This window comes from Pseudoflavonifractor sp. An85 (assembly GCF_002161235.1).
Classification (GTDB): domain Bacteria; phylum Bacillota; class Clostridia; order Oscillospirales; family Oscillospiraceae; genus Enterenecus.
In genome coordinates this window covers 1-1,361 of the sequence record NZ_NFHE01000093.1, presented here as the reverse complement: position 1 = coordinate 1,361, position 1,361 = coordinate 1, and the positions used below count along the sequence as shown (strand labels likewise).

Here is a 1,361-nt window from a genome sequence, read left to right as displayed (position 1 = left end):
TATAGTGGCTCAGTTGTCAAGACAAAAATCTAAGATTTTTATAATGAACTGATACGGTGGATAAGTTACAGGGATGAGGTATAGGACGGTGGAATACTCCCATTCCCATATATGCTAAGCTACATATGGCAACAACATTGCCGGATAGTAGCATTCAGCCGGTGTCTGGTAGTCGAGTGCGGAATGACGGCGCTCAAAGTTGTAAGTATGGATATACTTCCCGATGGCACTCCTTGCCTCACGGATGTTGTTATATTGCGTCAGATAAGCTTCTTCATACTTGAAGCTGCGGAACCAGCGCTCAATCATGATGTTATCTGCCCACCTGCTTTTCCCGTCCATGCTCTGGCGGATCCCATTTTCCTTTACGAAGTCAATGTATTGCTGACTTGTGAATTGACATCCCTGGTCAGAATTCAGGATCTGCGGTTTCGCTACTTTGAAGGCCTTTTTCAGGGCGTTGATCACCATCCTTGTATCAAGAGTATCATCTACTTCCCAACCAACAATACAGCGGCTGTACCAGTCGATCACGGCTGTCAGATACAGGAACCCTCTCCGAATGGGAACATAGGTAATATCAATGGACCATGCCTGGTTTGGCCTGTCTATCACCGCATTACGCAGGAGATAGGGACATACCTTGGCCTGCTGCATCCGCTTAGAAAGATTCATTTTCGGATAAATGGGATAAATGTCCATCTCATTCATATAACGCCTTGCTTTGCGTCGGCCGACCTGATATCCACGGGCTTTCAGCTGCGCAGACATTTGCCTGGCACCCCAGGTGGGATTATCTGTATGCAGATGGTCAATGATCTCCTTACAGGCCAATTCTTCTTCAGAAACAGGCGTGCTTTTATAATAAATGCTGGTACGATTAATACCAAGAAGCCGGGCACCAACAGAAGCGGGGAGTTCTTTAGTCGTCAAAAGGTTTTGGACTAAATTTACTCTCGTAGTCAGGTCCGCAAATTTCTTCAGATTTTTTTTTGAGCCAGTCCACCTGCATGGTTAACTGACCGACTTTCTTAGCATACGCCGCTTTCTCTTTCCGTTCTTCGGCAAGTTTCTCTTTGAGGTTTTCCTCACGCTTGTCATCGAACACAAGGGAAGCATTGTTAAGGAACTCTTTTTTCCAGTTCCGCAACAGGTTTGGCTGGATGTTATTTTCCGCGGCAAGGGTATTGAGATCTTTCTCACCCTTTAACAGTTCAATCACAAGGTCTGATTTAAATTTGGCGCTAAAACTTCTTCTTTGTCTGGACATAGTAATGAATCCTCTCTTTCGTATTGATTTTAGTATATCAGATTCATTAAAAATTGTCCGAAAAAGTGTCTTAATTTATGAGACCATTATA

At 44.0% G+C, this 1,361-nt stretch carries 2 protein-coding genes; both read right to left on the bottom strand.

Translation table 11 applies throughout. The features are described from left to right. Positions 1–114 precede the first annotated feature (114 nt). Entirely contained in the window at positions 115–933 is an 819-nt protein-coding gene (locus B5G37_RS14455) for an IS3 family transposase (protein WP_242962909.1), read from the bottom strand. Next, entirely contained in the window at positions 923–1,270 is a 348-nt protein-coding gene (locus B5G37_RS15820) for a transposase (RefSeq protein WP_070088837.1), read from the bottom strand. Before B5G37_RS15820 ends, B5G37_RS14455 begins: the two co-directional genes overlap by 11 nt. Positions 1,271–1,361 lie beyond the last annotated feature (91 nt).